A 5193-nucleotide genomic window follows, 5' to 3' on the forward strand; every position below is an offset into this window, starting at 1 on the left:
GGGAGTCGAAGGCGGAGCAAGAGGGTGGCGAGCACAGCGGCCGGGAAGTCGGCGTAGGCGCCTTGGCACTCGTCGCCGATGGTGGGTGCGAGAGGTTGCACACTCTCGACGCCGGCGTTGACCTCGGCCAGGGCGTCGACCAGCTGCAGTTGAGCGGCGGCGCGGTCAGGATGAGTTCGCGATGACACGAGGTCGACGATGACGGCGATACCCTCTTGCTCATATCCCATGCATATAAGGCTATCACTGAATCTTGCTGAATATAAGTCAGCGCCTGAATACCCAGCATGATTGCGTGACCATCACCTTTCCGGGGCTCGGGCTCGCGCTCCGCAACGAGCTGCGGCTCGGGTGATAAACACCGTTGAATCAGTGGTTTTGCCTTGCGATCGAACACCTGTTCGAGTACACCTGATACATGAATCCGGATCCCATCATCGAGGTGCTGGGTGACACCGCGCGCACGTTGACGTGTGGCGACCTGCGAGGCAAGATCCGTTCGGTGCAGTCGGCCCAGGACGCGCTCGACACGGCCAAGGGTCGGCTTCTGGCCGAGCTCGCTGTCTCCAGAGGCTTCGAGCTCGATGGCGCCTCGACGCTCAACACCTGGGTCTGCAACGAGCTGCGGATGTCTGCGCGCGAGGCCGGCGCACTGGTCAGGGCCGCAGCCACGTTGGACCAGCTGCCCGAGCTCGCCGAGGCCGCCGAGTCAGGTCAGGTTCGCGCCGCTCACATCAATGTCTTCACCTACGGTCTCAAGCACATCGGCGTAGACGCCATGAGCGACGCCCAGCCCTGGCTGCTCGACGTGGCACGCAACAACGAGCCTGCCGAGCTCTACCGGGTCGTCAAGGGTCTGCGAGAGGCGATGTTCCCCGAAGCGCTCGATCAGGCGTGGGTCGACGGAATGGACAAGCAGGACATCCAGGTCCAGCCCGTGCCCGGCGGCTTCCACGTCACCGGATTCCTCAACCCGGTCACCGGCGCGAAGTTCCAGAAGGTCCTCGACTCCGTCGCCGCACCACACGACAAGGACGACACCCGTACCGGCTCAGAACGCCGTGTCCAAGGGCTCGACGACCTCCTGACCCAGGTGCTCGAATCAGGTCTGCCGTCCGACAAAGGCATCCGTCCGCACGTGTCGGTCATGGCCGATGCAGACACACTGGCGGCCGCAGCCGCGTACGTGGAACAGGTGACCACCAACCCCTCCTTCGTGGCCCCACCCATTCCGGCGACCGAACCGGCACAGCTCGCCGGCTTCGGCTCCATCGGGCCGAATCTGCTGATGTATTTCACGTGTGTCAGCGACCACACCGCCTTCCTCATGGCTGAGAGCGGAGGCGAGCGTCAGGCCCAGGTCCTCAACGTCGGCCGCACCCGCCGCTCCTCCACCCTGCGCCAGCGCCGAGCAGTGCTCGCCCGACAGAAGGGTGTGTGCGCGACGCCCGGTTGCCGTCACACCCACCTCGAGATCCACCACACCATCTGGTGGTCCAAGGGCGGCACCACCGACCTCGACCTCCTCATCGGCCTGTGCATCCGCTGCCACCACCTCCTGCACCGCGGGCTGCTCAACATCGCAGGAAACGCCGTCGACGGGTTCACCTTCACCAACCAAGGCGACCGGCTCCTGCGACGAAGACGCCGAAACCGCTACACCCGCGCCGCCTGATCCCACGGGCGTCGCTCGACCACCAACCCTCATGGTCCGTCGTCAATTGCCCAATCGCGTTGCGGGACCACAGCCGGGCGAGGACAATCGGCGCGTGACCTCACCAGCAGCCGCGTTCGTCCGGTACTACGACGTCACGAGCGCCGATGGCACCCGACTGCGGGCCTGGACCAATGACGCCGAGGGTCCGACCGTGTTCCTCTCCAACGGGCTCGGCACCAATCCGCACGCGTGGCCGTCGCTGCTGAAGCCCGACTGCGGCGTGCGTGTCGTGTCGTGGAACCACCGGGGCGTCGGTGGTTCGGCCCGGCCCGCCGACGGCCGGGTCGACCTCGAGGCCTTCATCGAGGACGCCATCGCAGTGATGGACGATGCTGGCATCGACTCGGCGGTCGTCGCGAGCTGGTCTGCCGGAGTCACGATCGCCTTCGAGCTGGCGACGCGACACCCCGAGCGGGTCAAGGGAATCTTGGCGGTGGCCGGGGTGCCGGGCAACACCTTCGCCACGATGCTCTCGCCCCTCAAGGTTCCACCGTTCGTGGCCAAGCAGCTCATGGTTGGCCTCGCCCGCACGACGTCGGTGTCGGGTCACGTCATCGCGCCCCTCACCCGCCGCATCCCGTGGACCAACGCGACGGCAGACATGCTGCGAGTGACCCGGTTGATCAACCCTGCTGCCGACACCGCCGAGCTGCGCACCCTGCTGCAGGAGTTCTGCATGACGCACCCTGCGTGGTACGCGAAGCTGGCCCTCGGCGTCTCCGCGCACGCTCGCGTCTCGCTGTCGAACATCGACATCCCGGTGACGTTCATCGCCGGCAAGTGGGACGTGCTCACCGGATCGAAGGACATGCTCTCGGCGGCGCAACGCGTCAAGGGTGCGCGCTTCCGTGAGCTGGAGTCGACGCACTTCATCCCGATCGAGTTTCCCGATGTCATCCTCGACGAGTTGAAACAGCTGCTGTCCCGCGTCGACTGACGCCTGGCCTGCGACGTCACGGAGTCAGCGCATCGCGCGCTGGTGTTCCTCGGAAGTCACCTCTGTGATGACCCTGTGTTCGGTCTGGACGTTCGGTCTAGGCGAGCTTCTCGATGATGAGCTCTCGGACACGGCCGGCATCGGCCTGCCCGCGCATCTCCTTCATGACGGCACCGATGAGCGCTCCCGCGGCTGCCTGCTTGCCCTCGCGGATCTTCTGCGCGGCATCGGGGTCACCGGCGATGGCGCGGTCGACCGCGTCGCCGAGAGCGCCGTCGTCCGAGACGACCTCGAGCTTGCGTGCGACGACAACGTCTTCGGGCGTGCCCTCACCGGCGATGACGCCGTCGAACACCGAGCGCGCCAGCTTGTCGTTGATGTGTCCGGCATCGATGAGCGCCTGGATCTCAGCAACCTGGGCAGGGGTGACGCCCAGGGCATCGATGTCCTTGCCTTCCTCGTTCGAGCGGCGGGCCATCTCACCCAGCCACCACTTGCGAGCGGCCTGCGGCGTCGTGCCGGCTTCGATGGTCTCGGCGACGAGGTCAAGCGCACCGGCGCCGATGGTGTCGCGCATGTCGAGGTCGGAAAATCCCCAGTCGGCCTGCAGCCGCGCGCGTCGCACCGCGGGCGGTTCCGGGAGGGTCAGGCGCAGCTCCTCGACCCACGCGCGCGACGGCGAGACGGGGGCGAGGTCGGGCTCGGGGAAGTAGCGGTAGTCGTCGGCGTCAGACTTTTCGCGGCCCGACGACGTCGTGCCGGTGTCTTCGTGGAAGTGCCGCGTCTCCTGCAGCACTGTGCCGCCGGCGTCGAGGATGCCCGCGTGGCGGGAGATCTCGAATCGGGCAGCGCGCTCGACCGACCGGAACGAGTTGACGTTCTTGGTCTCGGAGCGGGTGCCCAGCGTCGTCGAACCCTTGGGCTTGAGCGACAGGTTGACGTCAGCGCGCAGCGAGCCCTGATCCATCCGCACGTCGGAGACCCCGAGCCCTCCGATGAGGTCGCGGACGTGTGACACGTAGGCGCGCGCAACCGCAGCCGCTTTGTCGCCCGGCACCTCGATGGTGCGGGTCACGATCTCGATCAGGGGGATGCCGGCGCGGTTGTAGTCGACCAGCGAGAAGTCAGCACCCTGGATGCGGCCGGTGGAGCCACCGACGTGCAACGACTTGCCGGTGTCCTCCTCCATGTGGGCACGTTCGATGTCAATGCGGTAGGTCTCGCCGTCGACCTCGACATCGGCAAAGCCGTTGAAGGCGATCGGCTCGTCGTACTGCGAGGTCTGGAAGTTCTTCGGCATGTCGGGGTAGAAGTAGTTCTTGCGTGCGAACCGGCACCACTGCGCTATCTCGCAGTTGAGCGCGAGGCCGATACGGATGGCCGACTCGATCGCCTTGGCGTTGACCACGGGCAGGGCCCCCGGCAGGGCCAGGCAGATGGGGCAGGTCTGCGTGTTGGGCTCCGCGCCGAAGCCGGTCGGGCAGCCGCAGAACATCTTGGTCGCGGTGTTGAGCTCGATGTGGATCTCCAGACCCATCACCGGGTCGTACCGGGTCAGCGCCTCGTCGACGGGGACGAGGATCGCGGTGTCGTGCGTCATCGTGCGACCTCCAGCTCGGGTGCCTGCGCCAGCAGCGGTCCGTTCCACCTGTCCTCGAGCAAACGCTCGAGAGCCGCCCCGGCGTTGTACAACCGGTCGTCGGCCTTCGCCGGTGCAAGGAGCTGAAGACCCACCGGAAGGTTGTCCTCCGTGGCCAGGCCGATGGGCAGCGAAAGCCCCGGGATGCCGATCAGGTTGGCCGGGATCGTCGCGACGTCCTGCAGGTACATCGACAACGGGTCGTCGAGCTTCTCGCCGAGCGGGAACGCCGTCGTGGGCGCGGTCGGCGACACCAGCACGTCGACGTCGGCGAAGGCAGCGGCGAAGTCGCGGGCAAGAATCGTGCGAACCTTCTGAGCAGAGCCGTAGTAGGCCTCGTAATAGCCGCTCGACAGTGCGTAGGTGCCGAGGATGATCCGGCGCTTGACCTCGTCGCCGAAGCCTGCGTCGCGGCTCGACGCCATGACCTGCTCGGCACTGGGGTCGTCAACGTCGGTCGGCGGGACGCGCACGCCGTAACGCATCGCGTCGAACCGGGCGAGGTTGCTGCTGGCCTCGCTCGGCATCACGAGGTAGTAGGCCGCCAGGGCGTACTGCAGGCTCGGAATCGACACCTCGACGACCTCGGCGCCGGCGCCGGTGAGCAGCTCGACGGCCTCGTCGAAGCGCGCGCGAACGCCTGGCTGGAAGCCGTCACCACCCAGTTCCTTCACGACCCCGACGCGCAGGCCCTTGACGTCTGCCCGACGAGCCGCAGCGACGACGGCCGGCACGGGCGCGTCGATGCTGGTGGAGTCCATGGGGTCGTGGCCGGCGATGAGCTCGTGGAGCAGAGCGGCGTCGAGCACCGTGCGCGTGACAGGTCCGGCTTGGTCGAGGCTGCTCGCCATGGCGACGAGTCCGTAACGACTCACACCTCCGTAGGTCGGCTTGACGCCC

General features: G+C 66.9%; 4 protein-coding genes and 1 pseudogene. 2 read left to right on the forward strand and 3 right to left on the reverse strand.

Features of this window, described 5'->3' with window-relative positions; translation table 11 throughout:
• Positions 1–230: pseudogene (locus H7290_RS09390) on the reverse strand (hypothetical protein); the annotation flags it as partial.
• A 188-nt stretch (positions 231–418) separates the two neighbouring features.
• Between H7290_RS09390 and H7290_RS09395 the strand changes: the two are divergent.
• The gene (locus tag H7290_RS09395; protein WP_290513757.1) at positions 419–1675 is read left to right on the forward strand and encodes an HNH endonuclease signature motif containing protein; all 1257 of its coding nucleotides are present in this window, start codon (positions 419–421) and stop codon (positions 1673–1675) included.
• 94 nt (positions 1676–1769) lie between these two features.
• On the forward strand, positions 1770–2654 hold the full coding sequence (locus tag H7290_RS09400; RefSeq protein WP_290513758.1) for an alpha/beta hydrolase: 885 nt from the start codon (positions 1770–1772) through the stop codon (positions 2652–2654).
• Positions 2655–2751: 97 nt separating this feature from the next.
• On the opposite strand, the gene gatB is transcribed toward H7290_RS09400, so the two are convergent.
• Both gatB and H7290_RS09410 read right to left on the reverse strand, forming a co-directional pair.
• The gene (gene gatB / locus H7290_RS09405; protein ID WP_290513759.1) at positions 2752–4254 is read right to left on the reverse strand and encodes an Asp-tRNA(Asn)/Glu-tRNA(Gln) amidotransferase subunit GatB; all 1503 of its coding nucleotides are present in this window, start codon (positions 4252–4254) and stop codon (positions 2752–2754) included.
• Positions 4251–5193 (reverse strand): amidase family protein (locus H7290_RS09410; protein WP_290513760.1); only part of this gene is annotated, 943 nt, incomplete at its 5' end. The genes H7290_RS09410 and gatB, both read right to left, overlap by 4 nt.

Source organism: Aeromicrobium sp. (genome assembly GCF_014378035.1).
Taxonomy (GTDB): Bacteria; Actinomycetota; Actinomycetes; order Propionibacteriales; family Nocardioidaceae; genus Aeromicrobium.

Bases quoted from the DNA above. Each gene is read 5' to 3' on its own strand.
- gatB (WP_290513759.1), bottom strand. From the start codon at position 4,254: ATGACGCACGACACCGCGATCCTCGTCCCCGTCGACGAGGCGCTGACC.
- H7290_RS09395 (WP_290513757.1), top strand. From the start codon at position 419: ATGAATCCGGATCCCATCATCGAGGTGCTGGGTGACACCGCGCGCACG.